At 71.1% G+C, this 17,197-nt stretch carries 16 protein-coding genes; 9 read left to right on the forward strand and 7 right to left on the reverse strand.

Annotated elements, in window-relative coordinates:
• Positions 1–144 precede the first annotated feature (144 nt).
• The 6 genes from OG289_RS21755 to mscL all read left to right on the forward strand — a co-directional run bounded on the left by OG289_RS21755 (position 145) and on the right by mscL (position 6,139).
• Positions 145–1,713 carry a potassium/proton antiporter gene (locus tag OG289_RS21755; protein WP_442818931.1) on the forward strand — a complete coding sequence of 523 codons (1,569 nt, stop codon included), beginning with the start codon at positions 145–147 and terminating at the stop codon, positions 1,711–1,713.
• Positions 1,714–1,989: 276 nt separating this feature from the next.
• Positions 1,990–3,252, forward strand: a complete 1,263-nt coding sequence (locus OG289_RS21760) for an MFS transporter (protein ID WP_327315700.1) — start codon at positions 1,990–1,992, stop codon at positions 3,250–3,252.
• Positions 3,253–3,320: 68 nt separating this feature from the next.
• Positions 3,321–3,650, forward strand: coding sequence for an FmdB family zinc ribbon protein (locus tag OG289_RS21765; protein WP_327315701.1), 330 nt, complete (start codon positions 3,321–3,323; stop codon positions 3,648–3,650).
• A 102-nt stretch (positions 3,651–3,752) separates the two neighbouring features.
• Positions 3,753–4,628: an S-methyl-5'-thioadenosine phosphorylase gene (locus OG289_RS21770; RefSeq protein WP_327315703.1), complete on the forward strand. Its 876-nt coding sequence runs from the start codon at positions 3,753–3,755 to the stop codon at positions 4,626–4,628.
• 386 nt (positions 4,629–5,014) lie between these two features.
• Positions 5,015–5,563: an RcpC/CpaB family pilus assembly protein gene (locus OG289_RS21775; protein ID WP_442818932.1), complete on the forward strand. Its 549-nt coding sequence runs from the start codon at positions 5,015–5,017 to the stop codon at positions 5,561–5,563.
• Positions 5,564–5,671: 108 nt separating this feature from the next.
• A complete protein-coding gene (gene mscL / locus OG289_RS21780; protein ID WP_327315705.1) occupies positions 5,672–6,139 on the forward strand; it encodes a large conductance mechanosensitive channel protein MscL in 468 nt (155 codons plus the stop codon).
• A 37-nt stretch (positions 6,140–6,176) separates the two neighbouring features.
• Here mscL and OG289_RS21785 read toward each other — a convergent pair whose 3' ends face one another.
• Complete coding sequence (locus OG289_RS21785) at positions 6,177–6,359, reverse strand: hypothetical protein (protein WP_327315706.1); 183 nt, start codon at positions 6,357–6,359, stop codon at positions 6,177–6,179.
• A gap of 314 nt (positions 6,360–6,673) precedes the next feature.
• On the opposite strand from OG289_RS21785, the gene OG289_RS21790 reads away from it, so the two are divergent.
• Positions 6,674–6,850: a hypothetical protein gene (locus tag OG289_RS21790; protein ID WP_327315707.1), complete on the forward strand. Its 177-nt coding sequence runs from the start codon at positions 6,674–6,676 to the stop codon at positions 6,848–6,850.
• On the opposite strand, the gene OG289_RS21795 is transcribed toward OG289_RS21790, so the two are convergent.
• Both OG289_RS21795 and OG289_RS21800 read right to left on the reverse strand, forming a co-directional pair.
• Positions 6,847–7,392, reverse strand: a complete 546-nt coding sequence (locus tag OG289_RS21795; protein WP_327315708.1) for an arsenate reductase/protein-tyrosine-phosphatase family protein — start codon at positions 7,390–7,392, stop codon at positions 6,847–6,849. The genes OG289_RS21790 and OG289_RS21795 overlap by 4 nt on opposite strands.
• Positions 7,389–8,855 (reverse strand): polysaccharide biosynthesis tyrosine autokinase, encoded by a 1,467-nt coding sequence (locus tag OG289_RS21800; RefSeq protein ID WP_327315709.1) that lies wholly within the window; start codon positions 8,853–8,855, stop codon positions 7,389–7,391. The genes OG289_RS21795 and OG289_RS21800 overlap by 4 nt, the downstream gene beginning before the upstream one ends.
• A gap of 307 nt (positions 8,856–9,162) precedes the next feature.
• Between OG289_RS21800 and OG289_RS21805 the strand changes: the two genes are divergently transcribed.
• Together OG289_RS21805 and OG289_RS21810 are read left to right on the forward strand one after the other, a co-directional pair.
• Positions 9,163–9,861 (forward strand): hypothetical protein, encoded by a 699-nt coding sequence (locus OG289_RS21805; RefSeq protein WP_327315710.1) that lies wholly within the window; start codon positions 9,163–9,165, stop codon positions 9,859–9,861.
• Positions 9,862–9,923: 62 nt separating this feature from the next.
• The gene (locus OG289_RS21810; RefSeq protein WP_327315711.1) at positions 9,924–10,871 is read left to right on the forward strand and encodes a glutaminyl-peptide cyclotransferase; all 948 of its coding nucleotides are present in this window, start codon (positions 9,924–9,926) and stop codon (positions 10,869–10,871) included.
• A 72-nt stretch (positions 10,872–10,943) separates the two neighbouring features.
• On the opposite strand, the gene OG289_RS21815 is transcribed toward OG289_RS21810, so the two are convergent.
• Genes OG289_RS21815 through OG289_RS21830 form a run of 4 tightly spaced genes read right to left on the reverse strand, consistent with a single transcriptional unit; the run spans position 10,944 to position 17,122 of the window.
• The gene (locus OG289_RS21815; RefSeq protein ID WP_327315712.1) at positions 10,944–12,140 is read right to left on the reverse strand and encodes a glycosyltransferase family 4 protein; all 1,197 of its coding nucleotides are present in this window, start codon (positions 12,138–12,140) and stop codon (positions 10,944–10,946) included.
• Positions 12,127–13,101, reverse strand: a complete 975-nt coding sequence (locus tag OG289_RS21820) for a D-glucuronyl C5-epimerase family protein (RefSeq protein WP_327315713.1) — start codon at positions 13,099–13,101, stop codon at positions 12,127–12,129. Before OG289_RS21820 ends, OG289_RS21815 begins: the two co-directional genes overlap by 14 nt.
• Entirely contained in the window at positions 13,098–14,324 is a 1,227-nt protein-coding gene (locus OG289_RS21825; protein ID WP_327315714.1) for a glycosyltransferase family 4 protein, read from the reverse strand. Before OG289_RS21825 ends, OG289_RS21820 begins: the two co-directional genes overlap by 4 nt.
• On the reverse strand, positions 14,321–17,122 hold the full coding sequence (locus OG289_RS21830; protein WP_327315715.1) for an O-antigen ligase family protein: 2,802 nt from the start codon (positions 17,120–17,122) through the stop codon (positions 14,321–14,323). Before OG289_RS21830 ends, OG289_RS21825 begins: the two co-directional genes overlap by 4 nt.
• Between the last annotated feature and the right edge of the window lie 75 nt (positions 17,123–17,197).

The following is a 17,197-nucleotide window of genomic DNA, read 5'->3' on the forward strand; positions in this document are numbered from 1 at the left end:
GCGCAGGGCCTCGCGCCACTTGACGCGGAGTCGGGTACCAGCACGGAAGAATGTTCGATCTTGCCTCGCCGAGCGTCAAGAAATCGTCAAGAGTTAGGTAAGGTAACGAAGTAGTTGGGTCCGGGGCGTGCAGCTTCGTGTCCGATGTATCCGATGCACGTGTGCGCCCGTACGCGCGGCGCGCACGCCGGTGAAAGGGAACCGCCGCTGACTGTCCACCACCTCAACCAGCTCCTGCTTGTCTGCTCGCTCGTCCTGCTCGTCGCCGTCGCAGCGGTCCGGATCTCCTCGCGCAGCGGGCTCCCCAGCCTGCTCGTGTACCTGGGGATCGGCATCACCATGGGCCAGGACGGCATCGGCCACATCCACTTCAACAACGCCGAACTGACCCAGGTCATCGGCTACGCCGCCCTGGTCGTGATCCTCGCCGAGGGCGGCCTCGGCACGAAGTGGAAGGAGATCGAACCGGCCCTGCCGTCCGCCACCGCGCTGGCGCTGGCCGGCGTCGCGGTGAGCGTCGGCGTCACCGCCACGGCCGCGCACTTCGTGACGGGACTGGAGTGGCGGCAGGCGCTGATCATCGGCGCGGTGGTGTCCTCGACGGACGCGGCGGCGGTCTTCTCCGTCCTGCGCAAGATCCCCCTGCCCTCACGCGTGACGGGCACCCTGGAAGCCGAGTCCGGCTTCAACGACGCCCCGGTGGTCATCCTGGTGGTCGCCTTCTCCACGGCGGGCCCCGTCGAGCACTGGTACGTGCTGCTGGGCGAGATAGCCCTGGAGCTGGCCATCGGCGCTGCCATCGGCCTCGCGGTCGGCTGGCTGGGCTCCTGGGGCCTCAGGCACGTCGCGCTGCCCGCCTCCGGCCTCTACCCGATCGCCGTCATGGCGATCGCCATCACCGCGTACGCCGCGGGCTCGCTGGCGCACGGCAGCGGCTTCCTGGGCGTCTACCTCGCCTCGATGGTCATGGGCAACGCGAAACTGCCGCACTGGCCCGCCACGCGCGGGTTCGCCGACGGCCTCGGCTGGATCGCCCAGATCGGCATGTTCGTACTGCTCGGCCTCCTGGTCACCCCGCACGAGCTGGGCGACGACGTGCTGCCCGCGCTCGTCATCGGCCTCGTGCTGACCATGGTGGCCCGCCCGCTCAGCGTCGTGCTGTGCCTGACGCCGTTCCGGGTGCCCTGGCAGGAGCAGACGCTCATGTCCTGGGCCGGGCTGCGCGGCGCCGTGCCCATCATTCTGGCGACGATCCCCATGGTGAGCGGCATCGAGGGCAGCCGTCGCATCTTCAACATCGTCTTCGTCCTGGTCGTCGTCTACACCCTGGTCCAGGGGCCGACGCTGCCCTGGCTTGCGCGCAAGCTGCGGCTGGGCGAGGACGCCGAGGCCGCCGACCTCGGCGTCGAGTCGGCGCCCCTGGAGCGGCTGCGCGGGCACCTGCTGTCGGTCGCGATCCCCGAGGGGTCGAAGATGCACGGCGTCGAGGTCAACGAACTGCGGCTCCCGGCCGGGGCCGCCGTCACCCTCGTCGTGCGCGAAGGAAAATCGTTTGTCCCGCTGCCGGCGACGGTGCTGCGGCGCGGGGACGAACTGCTCGTGGTCGCCACCGACCCGGTCCGGGACGCGGCGGAACAACGGCTGCGCGCGGTGGGCCACGGCGGCAAGCTCGCCGGGTGGCTCGGGACGGACAACGCCGGCTCGGGCCGTTAAGGACATGTTTCGCACAGTTCACACCCCCGCCAAACGCAGGTGAACGCATGCGTGGTGCTCGTTTTCACAGGCGCACCAGGCGTTGATCCCTGTACGATGAAGGCGCATTCTGATCGAACCAACTCTGCCTGACGCAGTGCTGGCGCGACCGTATGGCGGCCGAGAACCCCTCCGCAGTGGGCGCCGGCATCTACCGCAGTCCGCGCAAGAGGACAGCTCTCGGCGCCCCGGCCCGCACATGGGGCCGCGCTACCAGGCGGCAGAAAGGCACGGGCCGTGGCATCCACGGTCACCTCCCGCCCGGGTTACGGACACCTGCTGCGCACTCGCGGCGCCTGGACGTTCCTGCTCCCCGGCTTCGCGGCACGCCAGCCGTTCGCGATGCTCACCATCTCCATCGTGCTGCTCGTGCAGCACACCACCGGCTCGTACGGCGCCGCCGGCGCCGCCGCGGCCGTCACCGGCGTCTCCATGGCGCTGTGCGCCCCCTACAGCGGGCGCCTCGCCGACCGCTACGGCCAGCGCGCCGTGCTGATCCCCGGCGTGCTCGTGCACACGCTGTCGGGCCTCACCTTCACGGCCCTCGCCCTCGCCCACGCGCCCCTGTGGGCGCTGTTCGCGGCGGCCGTGCCCACGGGCGCGTCCGTGCCGCAGATCGGGCCCATGGTGCGGGCCCGCTGGGGCGTGAAGCTGAAGGGCTCGCCCCTGATGACCACCGCGGCGGCCTTCGAGTCCGTCACCGACGAGCTCACCTTCGTCTTCGGCCCGCTGCTGGCGACCGCCCTGTGCACCGCCGTGAACCCGGCCGCCGGCCTGGTCACCGAGGCCTCGCTGACTCTGCTCGGCGGCCTGCTGTTCGCCGCACGGAAGAGCACGCAGCCCCAGGTCGCCGCCGCCGGGCACGCGCGCGTGGAGCACGCCTCTGCGCTGCATGTCCCCGGTGTGCGCGTGCTGATCGCGGTCTTCCTGGGCATCGGCTCCGTCTTCGGCGGCATGCAGGTCTCGCTGGCCGCGTTCACCGAGTCGATCGGCGAGCCCGGCCTGAACGGCGTCCTGTACGGCACCTTCGCCGCGGGCAACATGCTCTCCGGACTGGTGTGCGGCGCGATCGCCTGGAAGGCCGCCCCGCAGCGACGCCTGGTCGTCGCCTACGCCGCGCTGGCCCTCGTCGCCTCCGGCCTGTGGGCCGCGCACTCGGTGTTCGTGCTGGCGGGCCTCGGCCTCCTGGTCGGCATGTGCATCGCGCCCGCGCTGATCACCGGCTACACCCTGGTCGAGAGCCTGGTCCCGGCCGGAGCCCGCACCGAGGCGTTCACCTGGCTGACGGGCGCGGTGGCGCTCGGACAGGCGGCGGCCGTCACGGTCGCCGGACAGCTGGAGGACCGCTTCTGGGGCGGCGCCGGTTTCCTGGTGCCGATGGGCGGCACAGTGGCCGCCCTGGCAGTCCTGCTGGCGCTGCGTTCTCGGCTGGAGACGCGCCCACGCGCGCGTACCGTCGCACGTGGCGTCGGTCACCGCGTGCCGGTGACAGTGGACTGATCCTCGGGAATGCGTCAAGATAGACCGTCGTTAGCACTCACTGAGTGAGAGTGCCAGGAGGAAGACAAGTGCCGACCTACCAGTACCAGTGCACCGAGTGCGGCGAGGGCCTCGAGGCGGTGCAGAAGTTCACCGACGACGCCCTGACCGAGTGCCCCAACTGCGGTGGCCGCCTCAAGAAGGTGTTCTCCGCGGTCGGCATCGTCTTCAAGGGCTCCGGTTTCTACCGCAACGACAGCCGCGGCTCCTCCTCGAGCAGCTCGCCGGCGTCGTCGTCCTCGAAGTCGTCGACGTCCGGTTCCGACTCGAAGTCGTCGAGCTCGACCTCGTCGTCGTCCTCCTCGGACTCGAAGTCGTCGAGCACGGGGACCTCGACCGGCAACAGCTCGGCCGCGTAGACCGCGCTCAGGCCTGCCACGTAAGACCCCCTTCTTACGGGACCCTGTCGTCATCCGACGGCGGGGTCATCGGCGTTTTCGACGGCGGTTAGGGTGCGGGACATGGCGAACAACGCGAACGTGGGGATCGGGGCCGGCACTATCGAGGCCGGCGCGGAGATCGGTGTGATCGGCGGGTCCGGCTTCTACGCGTTCCTCGACGACGTGACCGAGATACAGGTCGACACCCCCTACGGGCCGCCCAGCGACTCCCTCTTCCTCGGCGAGATCGCCGGCCGGCGGGTCGCCTTCCTGCCCCGGCACGGGCGTGGCCACCATCTGCCGCCCCACCGGATCAACTACCGGGCCAACCTGTGGGCGCTGCGCTCGCTCGGAGTGCGCCAGGTCCTCGCTCCGTGCGCGGTGGGCGGTCTGCGCCCCGAGTACGGGCCTGGCACGCTGCTCGTGCCCGATCAGCTCGTCGACCGAACGAAGTCGCGGGTCGGGACGTATTTCGACGGGCTGCCCCTGCCCGACGGCACGGTGCCCAACGTGGTGCACGTGTCCCTGGCCGACCCCTACTGCCCCGCCGGGCGCTCGGCGGCGCTGAAGGCGGCACGCGGGCGGGAGTGGGAGCCTGTGGACGGCGGAACGCTGGCCGTGATCGAGGGGCCGCGGTTCTCGACCCGCGCCGAATCCCTGTGGCACCGGGCGCAGGGCTGGTCGGTGGTGGGTATGACGGGCCATCCGGAGGCCGCGCTCGCCCGGGAACTCGAGCTCTGCTACACGTCGTTGACCCTGGTCACCGATCTGGACGCGGGCGCCGAGAGCGGCGAGGGCGTGTCCCACGAGGAGGTTCTGCGGGTGTTCTCGGCGAATGTGGACCGGCTGCGAGGTGTCCTGTTCGACGCGGTGGCCGCGCTGCCCTCGAACGAGGAGCGGAACTGCCTGTGCACGAAGGCGCTGGGCGGACTGAACCCGGGGTTCGAGCTGCCGTAACGGACGGCTTCCGGGGCGGGGACGGGAGCGGGAGAGGGGAGAGGGAGAGGGGAGACGGTGGACGCAGGGGGGCGGAACCTCCCGTTCGGGTGAGGGAGTTGTCCACAACCCGTCGGTAGTCCACCGGCTCCGGCGAGCGGCGGCGCGAAGACCCATCGTGGGTTCGCAAGCCCGTCTCCCTCGTCACAGGTGGTGATCCCATGTCCGACTCCTCCCTCGCCCCTACCTCTCCTCCCGCCCGCACCGCCCCTCTCCCTCCTCCCGCTCCTCTCCCTCCTCCCACCTCTCCTGCGTCTTTCTCTCCTGATCCTTTCTCTCCGCCGGCGCCTCCCCCTCTCCCCTCCGCGGCGCACCCACCCGGCGCGGACGCTCCCGCCACGTGCGAGGTGCCGTCCTTCGCTCCCGTGCGGGTCCGCGGGGGGCGGTACCGGCTGCAACGGCTCGTGCGGAGCCGGCGGCGGGCCCTCGCGATCGGTCTCGCCGTCACCGCCGCCGCGCTCGTGGCGGCGGGCCCACAGATCGGCGACCCGGCGCGTGGACATCCGGTCGCAGGCGCGGGCGGAGAAGCAAGCCGGGGCTCGCACGCCCGCGCGCAGACGTCGGTGCGCGCCCCGGTGCCTGGCCCTCGCGCGGTGGACAAGGTGACGGCGCCGGTGCGGATCGCCGACGCGGCCACCGTGCGGCTGCTGAGGCCCGGCGACCGGGTCGACGTCATCGCCGCCGAGCAGCCGGCGTTGGGCGGCGGTGGCGGCGTGGGCGGCGAGGCCCGTGTGGTCGCGCGCGGGGCACTCGTGACGAAGGTGCCGGAGCCGCTGGACACCCCCGGGAGCGCCGCCGACGGCGGTGCGCTGGTCGTGCTCTCGGTGCCCCGGTCCACTGCGGCGCGGCTGGCGGGCGCGAGCGCCACGGCTCGGCTGGCGGTGACCCTGTGGTGAAGTCGAGCCCCTCGTTCGAGCTACCGCATTGGACACACCCGCCTCGCGTTGACGTAGGTTGCGGAGCTGTTTGTTCCACAACCTGTACATGTGAGGAGTGTCCCCGAGGTGAGCGAAAAGAAGGCAACCGTCTGGCAGGGCTTCAAGGCCTTCCTGATGCGCGGGAACGTTGTCGATCTGGCTGTCGCGGTAGTGATCGGCGCGGCCTTCACCAACATCGTCAACTCGGTGGTGAAGGGGATCATCAACCCGCTCATCGGGGCGGTCGGCACCAAGAACCTGGACAGCTACAACTCCTGTCTCAAGGGCCCCTGCACGGGTACGGGCGACAGTGCGACGGGGGTGCGGATCCTGTGGGGCTCCGTCCTCGGCGCGACGCTCACCTTCGTGATCACCGCGGCGGTCGTCTACTTCCTGATGGTCCTGCCCATGTCGAAGTACCTGGCGAGGATGGAGGCCCGCAGGAAGGCCAAGGAGGGCACGCAGGAGGTCATCGAGGTGACCGAGCTGGAAGTCCTCAAGGAGATCCGCGACGCGCTGGTCGCCCAGCGGGGCTCGGGCCACAGCGAGCGGTAGCGGCGCTGCGGACGGCGCCCCGCTGGGCCCGCCGGGTTCAGATGTGGTGGGGCGGCTTCTCGTCGAGGAAGCGCTTCAGGTCGGCGGCGCTGTCGCCGTCGGCCGCCGGCCGCTCGCCCCACCCGCGGTCGGTGTCGTCCGAGGACTGCCGGTCCAGCGGGTCGTCGAAGATCAGCGCGGCCTTCGGCTCGCGCGGCTCAGGGGCGGCGGGGGTGCTCATGCCTCCAGGGTACGGTCCCGGGGCCGGCCCGATTGAGGGGCCGGACCACCCGCCCCGAACGCCGCGGACAGGCCCGCGAACCCCGCGGGTCCGCGAACCCCGCGGATCCGCACAAGATCTTCCGGCGGTCATCTGCTGTGCCCAGACCCATGACGTCTCGTACGGCTCCACCGGCCTCCCCCTCCGGCGCCCCGGCCCCACCTCCGCTCGCAGAAGAGCGCTGCGCGGGCTGACCGCGGGCGGGCGGGGCGAGGCGCACCGGATCGGACAGGGCTCGAACGGGCACCCCGGACCGGCGAGGCCGAAAGAGCTCGGTGACCGGCGAGGCGGGGGACGATCGGCGTTCGTACGCCCTTGCCGACCGGCTCGCCCTGCCGGAACCGCTCACGGAGGAGCGCGGGCCCGGTGCCGCCCGCCGCACGCCGGCGCCCGTTCCCCACCGGACCGAACCACGCCACGCCTCGCTCGCGCTGACGATCACCGCGCGCTAAGGGCGCATCCCCCACAGCCTGACCAGCCCGCTCACCGTCCTGTCGATCTCCAGGGCGCACGCGTACAGCTCCTCGCGGGGCCTGCCCCAGGGGTCCGGGATGTCGTCCTCGGCCGGCGGGACCGGGGCCGCGGCACCGCGGCGGGTGGCCGCGGCCGCCACCACGGCGCCGAATTCACCCCCGCCCCCCGCACCGCCCCCGTCCGCGAGGCGCGCGAACTCCTTCAGGGTGAAGCAGCGCCGCATCGCCGACGGCGCGAGGCGCACCGCCGCCTCCCGGTGCTCGCGCGCAAGTCCGAGAACCAGCGCGGCGTCCACCACGAGCTGCGCGGTGAGCGGGCGGGAAGCGAATCCGACTCCGTCGCCACCCAGCTCCTCCAGGACCGCCCGGGTAGTGTCCTCCATACGGGAGCGGTGCCACGCCGCCGTGCCGGCGCTCTCCGGCCGCAGGGCCGCGCCGGGCGGCAGTCTCGCCGCCAGCAGGCGCTCGGCGAGCACCGAGCGGTGCACGTTTCCGGTGCAGACGAACAGGATCCGGGTCATGTCCGGTCCGTGGGATTCGTCGTCGCGGAGGCGCCCCTCCCTTCCAGCAAAGCCGACATACGCGGAGCGGGCAGCTCGCCGTACTGCCCGTAGGCGCCGTAGCGGCCGCCCTTGGAAACCGGAGCCATGCTGAACACGGTGCCGAGCACGCGGACACCCACGCGCTCCAATGCCTCCGTGGCGGTGCGCACCTGGTCCCGGCTGGTCTTCGCGGCCCGTACGACGAGCAGTGCGCCCTGGGCGAGGGAGGCGAGCCCCACGGTGTCAGCGACCGGCAGCAGCGGGGCAGTGTCGACGATCACGACCTGGTACATGCCCGCGAGTTCACGCAGCACCTCTTCCATGCGCGCCGAGGCGAGCAGTTCCGCCGGGTTCGGCGGCACAGCACCGCTGGCGAGCACCGCGAGCCCGCCGGCGACCTCCTGCATCACGTCCTCGAGACGGGCCTGTCCGATGAGCGCCGTGGTGAGGCCCGCGTCCTGGACGAGGCCGAAGGCCGGCGCCACGCACGGGCGGCGCAGGTCACCGTCCACGAGGCAGGTGGAGACGCCGCCCTCGGCGAGAGAGAGGGCGAGGTTGATCGCGGTGTTCGTCTTGCCCTCACCGGGCACCGAGCTCGTCACCACGATGATCCGCGGCGGATCGTCGACCCGCGAGAACTGCAGGTTGGTACGCAGCTTGCGGAAAGCCTCGGCGCGCTCGGAGTGCCCGTCGGCGCTGACCAGCGGCTGCCTTGGGGCGTTCCTGTCGTACGGAATGGTGCCCAGGCCGGCCAGCGAGATGAACTCGCCCAGCGCCTCGCTCGTCTTGAACGTGGTGTCGAGCGTCTCACGCAGGGCGACCAGCCCGGCAGCGAGCAACAGGCCGCCGAGCACACCCGCGGCCAGGTTCAGCAACGGGCGGGGCGACGCGGGACCGGTGGGGGCGATGGCTTCCTGGGTGACACCCAGGGAGACCGGGGACACCGGCGCGGCATCCTCGCCCTCACCACTCTTGTCGGACCGCGGCGAGCGGACCGAACGCTTGGGGGTCTCCAACTGCTCGACAACCGAACTGAACCGTTTGGCCACGGCGTTGGCGATGCGCGCCGCGCGCTGGGGCACGGTGTCCCGGACGGTGATGTCGATGAGTACGGTCTTGAGCGGGACGACGGCGGTGATCCGGGACGCCAGCTCCTCCGGGGTGCTGCGCAGCCGCAGCTGTTTCACAACGGGAGCGGTGACCTGACGGGTCCTCACAATCTCGGCGTACGACTGCACCCGCGCCTGCGAGAAGGTCTGCCCCTGGTTCAGATCGACGGTGTCCTCACCGGTGCGGGTGGCGACGAAGAGCTGCGTCCTCGCCTCGTAGACGGGGGTGCTCAGGCTTGTCACGGCGAGCGCCGCCCCGACCGCGAGAACCAGACAGACCGCGACCGTCGGCCAGCGTCTGGCAAGAGCCTTCAGGAATCCTTGGAGATCCAAGCTGTACCCCTCACGGGACTGGGGGAACCACCCGAATTGGGGCTTTCTGTTCCCTATGGACGCAGTCGACCATAGGGACTCGGACGCCTCGAGCGAGGGAGCCACCCCCTGTGTCGGCCCCTCGAACGACCCTTGCGACGCACACCGTGCGAGCGGGGACTCCGCCAATCCGGTGACTTCTTGCACCGCCGCGCCAGTAAATGTCGTTATGTTCCATTTATTCCATATATACAGACCTTGGTGCCCACCCACCGAATCACGACCGAATCACGGACCCCGCAGACCCAAGTCGAGGAGATTGAAGAAGATGACAGCATCGCGCAGATGGCGGGCCGCTCTGGCATCGGCGGCATCGACCGCCATTCTCATCGGGGGACCGCTGATCGGGGCGCAGGCCGCCTCGGCGCAGCCGTACCCGCCGCCGCCCCCGCCCCTGTCCGTCAGTACCACCACGGTGACAGCCGGGGCGTCGTTGACCTTCAGCACCGTCTCCGGCGTGTTCGCCCCTCGGTCGGCCGTCACGGCGCTCCTGGAATCAACCCCGGTCGTGCTCGGCCGCTTCCGGGCCCGGTCCGACGGATCGGTCGCGGGGACCGTGACCATCCCGGTGAACACCATTACCGGATGGCACGTCTTCCGGCTCACCTCGAGCCACCCCGACCCGAGTGTCGGCGTCAGCATCTACGTACAGGGCAGGGTGAGGCCCACCCCACCCCCGAAGCCGCCCCACCACCCGGGCAGGCCCGGGCACCACGACCAGGCAGGACACGGTGGACACAACGGCGGGAACAACGGTGGGAACAACGGACAGGACGACAGCCGCAGCGGGTCCCACGAACTCGCCGCAGCCGCCGAGCCGGCGAATCACCCGCACGCGGAACAGAACGGCAAGAAGCTCGCGACGACGGGCAGTGACAAGGCCCTGATGATCGGCGGCACCGCGACCGCCCTGCTCGTGGCGGGCGGTGGCACGATGCTGGCCGTACGTCGTCGTCGCAGTTCCTGACGGATCAGGAAGTGCACACGACGCAACCACGGCGTTCCGGCCCAGGCCGGAACGCCGTCCGCTTGCCTGGAACCAGGCGTTCCGGCAACCGGGCCGCGGGCCGTCGCCGCACACTGAGATACGCCCTGCCGGCCATCGCGGCGCTCCTGGTCACCGGCTCCGTCTGGACCGCAGCCACCGCGCTGCTCACCGAATCGGAGCCGCTCGCGGCCCGGCGGGACGTCGAAGCGGTGTCCGGCGATCCGGCCGGCCGAAGCCACTCGCACTGGCGACAGGCCGGCCCCCACCAGGTCGAGCACCTGCGGGTGAAGGTCCTCGAAGCCCTCCCCCACGACCCGACATCGTTCACCGAGGGCCTGGAGATGAAGGGCGGCACGCTCTACGAGGGCACCGGGCTGGCCGGTCGGTCCTCCGTACGGTCCGGGTCCCCCGGCAAGCCACCCACGGTGGGCACCGGCCTTTCCGCTCCTCTCTTCGGCGAGGGGATCACCCTGCTGGGTCGAACCCTGTGGCAGCTGACCTGGCGGGACGGGATCGCCATCGAGCGGGACGCGACGACGCTGAGAGAGCTGCGCCGCCTCCCCTACCCCGCCGAAGGCTGGGGCATCTGCTTCGACCGCCTCAAGCGGCAGCTGGTGACGAGCGACGGCTCGGCACGACTGACCTTCCGCGATCCGCGCACCCTCGCGAAGACGGGCGAGGTCACCGTGACCGAAGACGGCCGACCGGTGACGAGTGTGAACGAACTGGAGTGCGCCGACCGCGCCGTCTACGCCAACGTGCTCTTCACCGAACGCATCGTGCGCATCGACCCCATCACCGGCGCGGTGACGGCGAGCATCGACGCCTCGGGCCTCCTGCACGCCGACGAACTCGTCCCCGGCTCCACCCTGAACGGCATCGCGGCCGTCCCCGGAACGGACCAATTCCTCCTGACAGGCAAGTTCTGGCCCAAGATGTTCCGTGTCGCCCTTGTTCCGGCACAGACGCCGAGCCGCACCGCCCGCTGAACCAGCAGTGGGTGGTGGCGCCTTCCGGCGCAAGGCACTCGTCGTTGACCCTCCGCATACAGAGGGCCCTGGTCACACCGTCCCGGCGCGGGCCAGATCCCTGTACAGCCGTTCGAGTTCCGCGACCTTCTGGGAGCCGCGCTCGGCCTGGCCGATCAGCTGACGATTGGCCAGGCGATCCGCGGCGTCCAGCGGCCGTGCGCTTGAGAGAGCATCAGCCAACGAGCTGACCAACGGATCGGGAAGCAGGTCCGCCAGCAGGCCGTCCGTCACCAGTTCCCGGTAGGGGGCGATGTCGGAGAGCAGCAGCCGGCACCCGGCAGCCGCTGCCTCGAGCACCGATGAACTTCGCTGGTCGGCCCGGGGAACCGAAATCGCCGCATCGCTCGCGCGCATCAGACTGAACATCTCGGCCTGGCCGAGTGGCTGATCGATGACGGCGACCCGGCCCTCCAGATCCTGTGCCCGGCCGCGCAACGGCACGAGATATTCCTCCTGCGCGCGTCTGGCGGCGGTATGAGCCGGCCGGTGCCCCACCAGCAACACGAGGAACAGGTCGGCCCGGACCCGCGCAGCGTGGGTGAATGCCGCGAGAATCTCGCGGGTCCGGTAGACCTCCGACGTGCTGCGGACCGACAGCACGACCGTGGCTCCGGCCGGAATGCCGTACCTCGCGCGCGTCAACAGGGGATCGGCGTCGTTCCCCGCATCCAGCAGCACGTCCGGGACCCCCCAGGAAAGAACCGTGATCCGTGAGCGGAGGACCCGGTATCGGCTCGCGACGTGCTCGGCCACCTCCTGGGAGGTCGGCACCACACGGGTGGCCCGCCGGAGCGCCAGCCAGGCGACCGACGCCCGGCCGGGATGCCGGTCCGCCGCGCGCAGTTCAGATCCCCACGGAGTGATCACGACCGGCACCGCCGGGCGGGCCGGCAGCAGCAGGGAAAGCGCTCCGTGCAGGCCGAGCGAATGGACATGGATGACATCCGGCCGCACCCGGCGCACCTCGCGGCGCAGCCAGTGCCCCGCGCGCACTGCCCGCAACGGCAGGCACGCTCCGGCGGGGGCGGCCAAGGCTCGCCAGCCGTCGGGACGCAGACCCGGCTCATGCCAGCTGCAGACAGTCACCTGATGCCCCCGCACGGCCAGGTCGTCCGCCCAGCGCCGGGTGTGCGCCGACGTGGCCGGCGCGAGCAGGACGACGCGCAGCGGCGCGGCCGGCGAATCGCACCTGCCCGGCCGTCGCGCGACGTGATCACGATCCGGCACGGCGCTCCCCGAGTACGAAACGGCCCTTGCCCACCGCGGCTCGCAGCCGCCGGGCCGGGCTCCGCGTGTAGCGGTCCCATGTCGTTGCCACCGCCGGCCATCGCGGGTCGGCGAGCACTCTTCCGGCCGCTGTCAGCAACGCGGTGTGCAGGCAGTGGTAGGCGAGGCTGGCGGGCGCGCGGTGCAGCAGGTCGTATCTGGTCCAGTACCCCAGGTCGAACTCGGCCAGCGACTCGCGGAGCCGGTCCGCGGCGCGCTGGTGGACAGCCACGCCCTGATGCCGACTCAGCTCACAGAGGCCGAAGAGGGCGAAGACCGCACCGTTGAGAATGTGACTGACCGGTTCCGACGGGCACTCCTCGAGGAAAGGACGCCCCAGTTGGTCGTAATGCGAGCAACCGCCCGCGGCCAGCGGCCGGAGCATCAGTTCCACCGCACCCTCGCTCGCGTCAAGAAAGGACCGCTCGCCGGTCGTGGCATAGCCGCGCAGCATCACGGACACCGCCAGGCCCTGGGCCATGGCCGAGTACCAGCCGGGGCGCACCCCGTACCGGGGCACCGGTACCGGATAGCGCCAACCGCCGTTGCCGTCCTGGCTGGCGCGCAGCCATCCGGCCTGGGTCAGCAGAGCCTGGATGCCCGGCGGCCGTTCGTCCGGGACGGCCGGGTGCCGGCTGCCGGCGAGCGCGCCGGTGTGCTGTGCGAGCGCATACAGGCTGACCGAGACCGGGTTTCGGTAGGTCTCACCGTTCGCGGCACGGGTCACCACCAGGCGCTCCTGGTCGAGCACGCTCCCGGCGGTCATCGGCCGCAGGTCGAGCGGGTACCTGCCCGGCTGGTCGGTCGGCAGGTCGACCGGCAGCGCCGTCAGGTCGACCGGGAAGCTCGGCCGCCGCAGATCGCGTGCCGCCTTCCCCGCCATGCCGAGCAGCGTCGTCGTGGCCCGCGTCCTGTCCTTCACGCCGGATTCTCCCTGCGGAGCCGCCTGCGACGCCCCCGCGCGGCCAGTGCCTGGTGGTACAGCTCGTTCACCTGGTTCACCGTCCCGGCGATGTCGAACTGCCGCAGCGCGAGTTCCCGGCCGCGGCCGGCCATGCGCAGACGCGCCGCGGGATCGGCGACCAGGGCATTCACGGCCCGAGCCAGTGCCGCCGGATCGGCGGGCGGGATCAACAGGCCGGTGCGGCCGTGCCGGACGGTGTCCGGCAGGCCACCGACGTCGGTCGCCACCACGCCCTTGCGCATGAGCAACGCCTCCACCACGGTGTAGCAGGCGGACTCGTCCATGGACGGGTTCACCAGTACGTCCAGCCCGGCCATGACCGAGCTGATGTCGGACCGGAAACCGGTGAACAGGATCCGGTCGGCGACGCCGAGCCGGGCGGCGCGGCGTTCCAGCCGGCGCCGGTACTCCCCGTCACCGACCAGCTCGTCGCCGATCACGAAGAATCTGGCTTCGGGGTTCTGTCGCAGGATCAGCGGGACGGCGTCGATGAAGACTTCATGCCCCTTGACGCCGAACTGACGGAACTCCCGCAACTTGCTCGGATACATGTAGGCGACCATGCCGACGGCCGGCGTGTCGCCGCCGAGCCCGAACTCACGGCGGAACGCGTCCGGCGAGGTCGCCGGATCGAACCGGTGGACGTCGCAACCGTAGTAGCTGACCGCGACCGATCGTGCCCCCATGGCCTGGTAGCGGCGTGCGATCGCCCGGCAGGATCCGAGCACCAGATCGTCCCGACGCAGCGAAAGCCTCTCCAGGATCCGGAAGGGGATCATCCGTAGATGCACCAGTCCCGGAACCTGCGACACGACCAGCGCCGACCGGTGGGCGACCGACGCCACTCGGGCCGCGAGCATCGCGATGATCAGATGCGAATGGATGACATCCGGCTTGTATTCCCTGACGAACTTCATCAGCCGCCACTGCGCGGCCATCAGCCCCGGCAACTGCCTGACCCGGCGGGACAGTCCGAACGCGATGATCTCCACCCGCACGCCCCGGACCTCGCGCAGCCGATCGGCGAGCGGGCCCTCGCGGGGCAGCACCGCGCACACCTCGTTGCCCAGCTCGGCCAGGCCGCGCACCTGATCGTGGAACCAGCTTCCGCCGACGGCGGTCGAGGTGATCTGCAGGATGCGCAGCGGCCGCGGGGGCTTCCCGGTCTCGGACATGGTCATCGCGCCACCGCCACCGCTGCCGATGCCCGCGCCTGCGCCCGTTCCGGCACCGGTGGCGGCGGCGGTGGCGGTACGTCGGCCGGATCCGGCTTCGCGGCCAGGATGATCAGCATCAGACCCGCCAGCAGAGGGGGAACCAGCAGGACCTCGCCGAACAGCGAGCAGACCCCCGCACCGATCATGGCCAGCAGTGCCGCCTCGCCGGCGGGATCACCGGAACGGATCGCGCACCGGGCCCGGCGGGCGCCGAGCACGGCAAGCGAGCCGATCCCGACCGCACCCACCAGGCCGGTCTGCGAGAGCACTGTCAGATAGGTGTTGTGCGCGAATTCCAGGAGCGGGAGCTGTAGGAACATGACCTCGTAATCACCGGTGGCTTGGTAGTAGGCGGGCAACTGGCCGGCGAAGTTCAGATATCCGACACCGAAAACCGGGTGCGCCTCGAACATCCGCAGTGCGCTGTTCCACAGATCGATCCGCACCGCGGAGTTGGCGTCCGGAGCGCCGCCGAGGATCGAGTCGAACCGGGCCGCGATCGCGGCGGGCAGCAGCGGAACCAGGCAGGCCGCGCCGATGCCGAGGGCCAGGACGCCACGCAGCGATCTGCGGGCGGCGTAGAGCACGATCACCGCGATTCCCGCCAGATAGGCCGCGCGGCTCAGCGAGTACGCAACCCCCAGGGCGAGCAGGGCGAATCCGGCGCCGGTCGCCAGCCGCGGCAGGCCCTTCCGGACGACCGCACAGCGCCTGAGCAGGACTGCGGCCGCCATGACGAACAGGGCACCCACGGCGTTGTGGTTGGCCGCGCCCTCTTGAGTGATGGCCAGAACAGCGGTGTCGGCAGGGGTGAGATCCCCCTTCATGGCGAAGATGGACCCTGCCTGGACGATCTCGATCACGGCCAGAATCACACTGCCGCAGCAGAACACCAGGAGCGCTCGGTCAAGAGCCGGTCCGGGTGCGGCGATCAGCGGCATCAGCAGCAGCGGCGCGCACGCCAGCAGCAGGTACTTCCAGGTGCCGGTGCCCGGCAGATCGGTGCCGCCGATCACGGCACTGGCGGTGACCAGGTAACCGACCGTGCCGACGGTGATCAGGGCGCCGATCAGCTTCGGCCATGCGATCTTCCTCCCGGAGACGACGCGACCCACCAGGCAGACGAGCATCAGAGCGGCCAGCCGGCCCGGGCTGATCAGCGAGGCCCCGACGTCCGACTGCGAGAACGGGATCGCGGCGGCGAGCACATACAGACCCGCGTCCGGGATCAGCAGACAGACCAGCACGATGACCGTGAGGCCGGCGGCGCTGAGGGTGCTGACGACGCCGGCGGTGCTGACGGCGGGGCTGTACGCCGTCGCGAGGCAGCCGACACCCGCCGCCGTCAGGAGCCCCGCCGCGACCACGGGTGCCCGGTTGAACGCAACGGACCCGACCTGCCTCGGGTACGCGCCCCGCAGGCGATCTCCGACCGTCTTGACCGACAGTCGCCCAACCGACGGGCGCGCAGGGGCCGTCGGCCTCCCCTCGGTGGCAAGCCCGGCCGGATGGCGCCGGCGGTCGCGGACGCCCAGCCGCACGCCGCGGCCGAGCAGCACCGCGAACACCAGGTATCCGGCCGAGTCGGCCGCGCCGGCACCGACCGCGGCATAGCGGGGGGTCAGGACTACGAGCAGGGCGATGTTGACGATCGCAGCGATCACGGTGGCCGCGATCACCGGCCGAAGCAGGTCGGCAGCCGCCAGGTATGCCTGGAGCGAGCGGCCCATGCTGAACAGCACCAGGCCGGGCAGCATCGCCCAGATCACCTGCACGGCACCGGAGTACGGCTGCCCGTAGACCGCTGGGATCAGGACGGGGGCAACTGCCGCCGCCACGGCGGCCGCCACGGCGGCGGCAGCGAACACGGTCCGGGCAATCCTGGCCGCCGCTCGCGCGTCGACGGCACCCGACGTGACCGCGGGGAACATCACCAGCGCGACCGCCGTCGGCAGCAGGAACATCGCCTCGGCCAGGGGCAGCGCCACGGCGTACATGGCCACGGCCGTCACCCCGGCCAGCAGTTGGATCACCGGAACATCGAGACGCTGCATTCCGTAATGGATGAGATTCGGGAGATAGGCCCTGATGGCGAAGCTGCCGAAGGCCCGGGCGGACACCGGTTCACCGTCGTCCTGGACCCGGGCGGTGGCCGCGATCAACAGCACCCCGGCGCAGAGCAGTTGCCCGGCCAGCGCCGACAGAAAGCAACTGGTGGGGGTCAGCGATCCGGCGGCGAGCAGGCCGCAGACTCCGAGAAGGTGGCAGACCGCGGGGACGGTGGTCGCGAGGTTGTACGTCCTGACCCGGCCGCGGCCGATCTCAGCCGTTCCGAGCAGCGTGGTCAGCAAGGTCACCGGGCACATGGCGGCCGCTACCACCGCCGGCCGGAACGGCACGCCGAGCAGCACGACCGGCCAGAGATGACCGAGGAGCAGCCACAGCCCCGCCAGCGCCGAACCGGGAACCAGGGAGAACGCCACGCTCCACCGGACGATCTGCCGGAACGCGGTGTGCGAGGTTCCGGCGAACCGGGCGTTGGCGTTGTCCATACCCAGGACCGTGATGATGCTCAGCACGGTGGGGACCGAGATCATCACCGCGAACGTGGCCCTGCCCTGCACCCCCATGCCTCGCGCCACGATGACGCCCGCCGCGAAGCTCATCGCCGTGGCCAGCAGTCGCGTGGCCAGGGTGCCTCCGATCGCCGCCGGACTTACCCCCGGCAGCCGGACGCGGAGACTTTTCGTGATCGACTGCACCAGCGAACAGCCTCCGAAGTCGCGAGACGGGATCGGTGCCGCGGGGGGCGGCGGATGTTCTCGCCGCCTCAGCAT

The sequence above is a fragment of the Streptomyces sp. NBC_01235 genome (assembly GCF_035989285.1).
GTDB lineage: Bacteria > Actinomycetota > Actinomycetes > Streptomycetales > Streptomycetaceae > Streptomyces.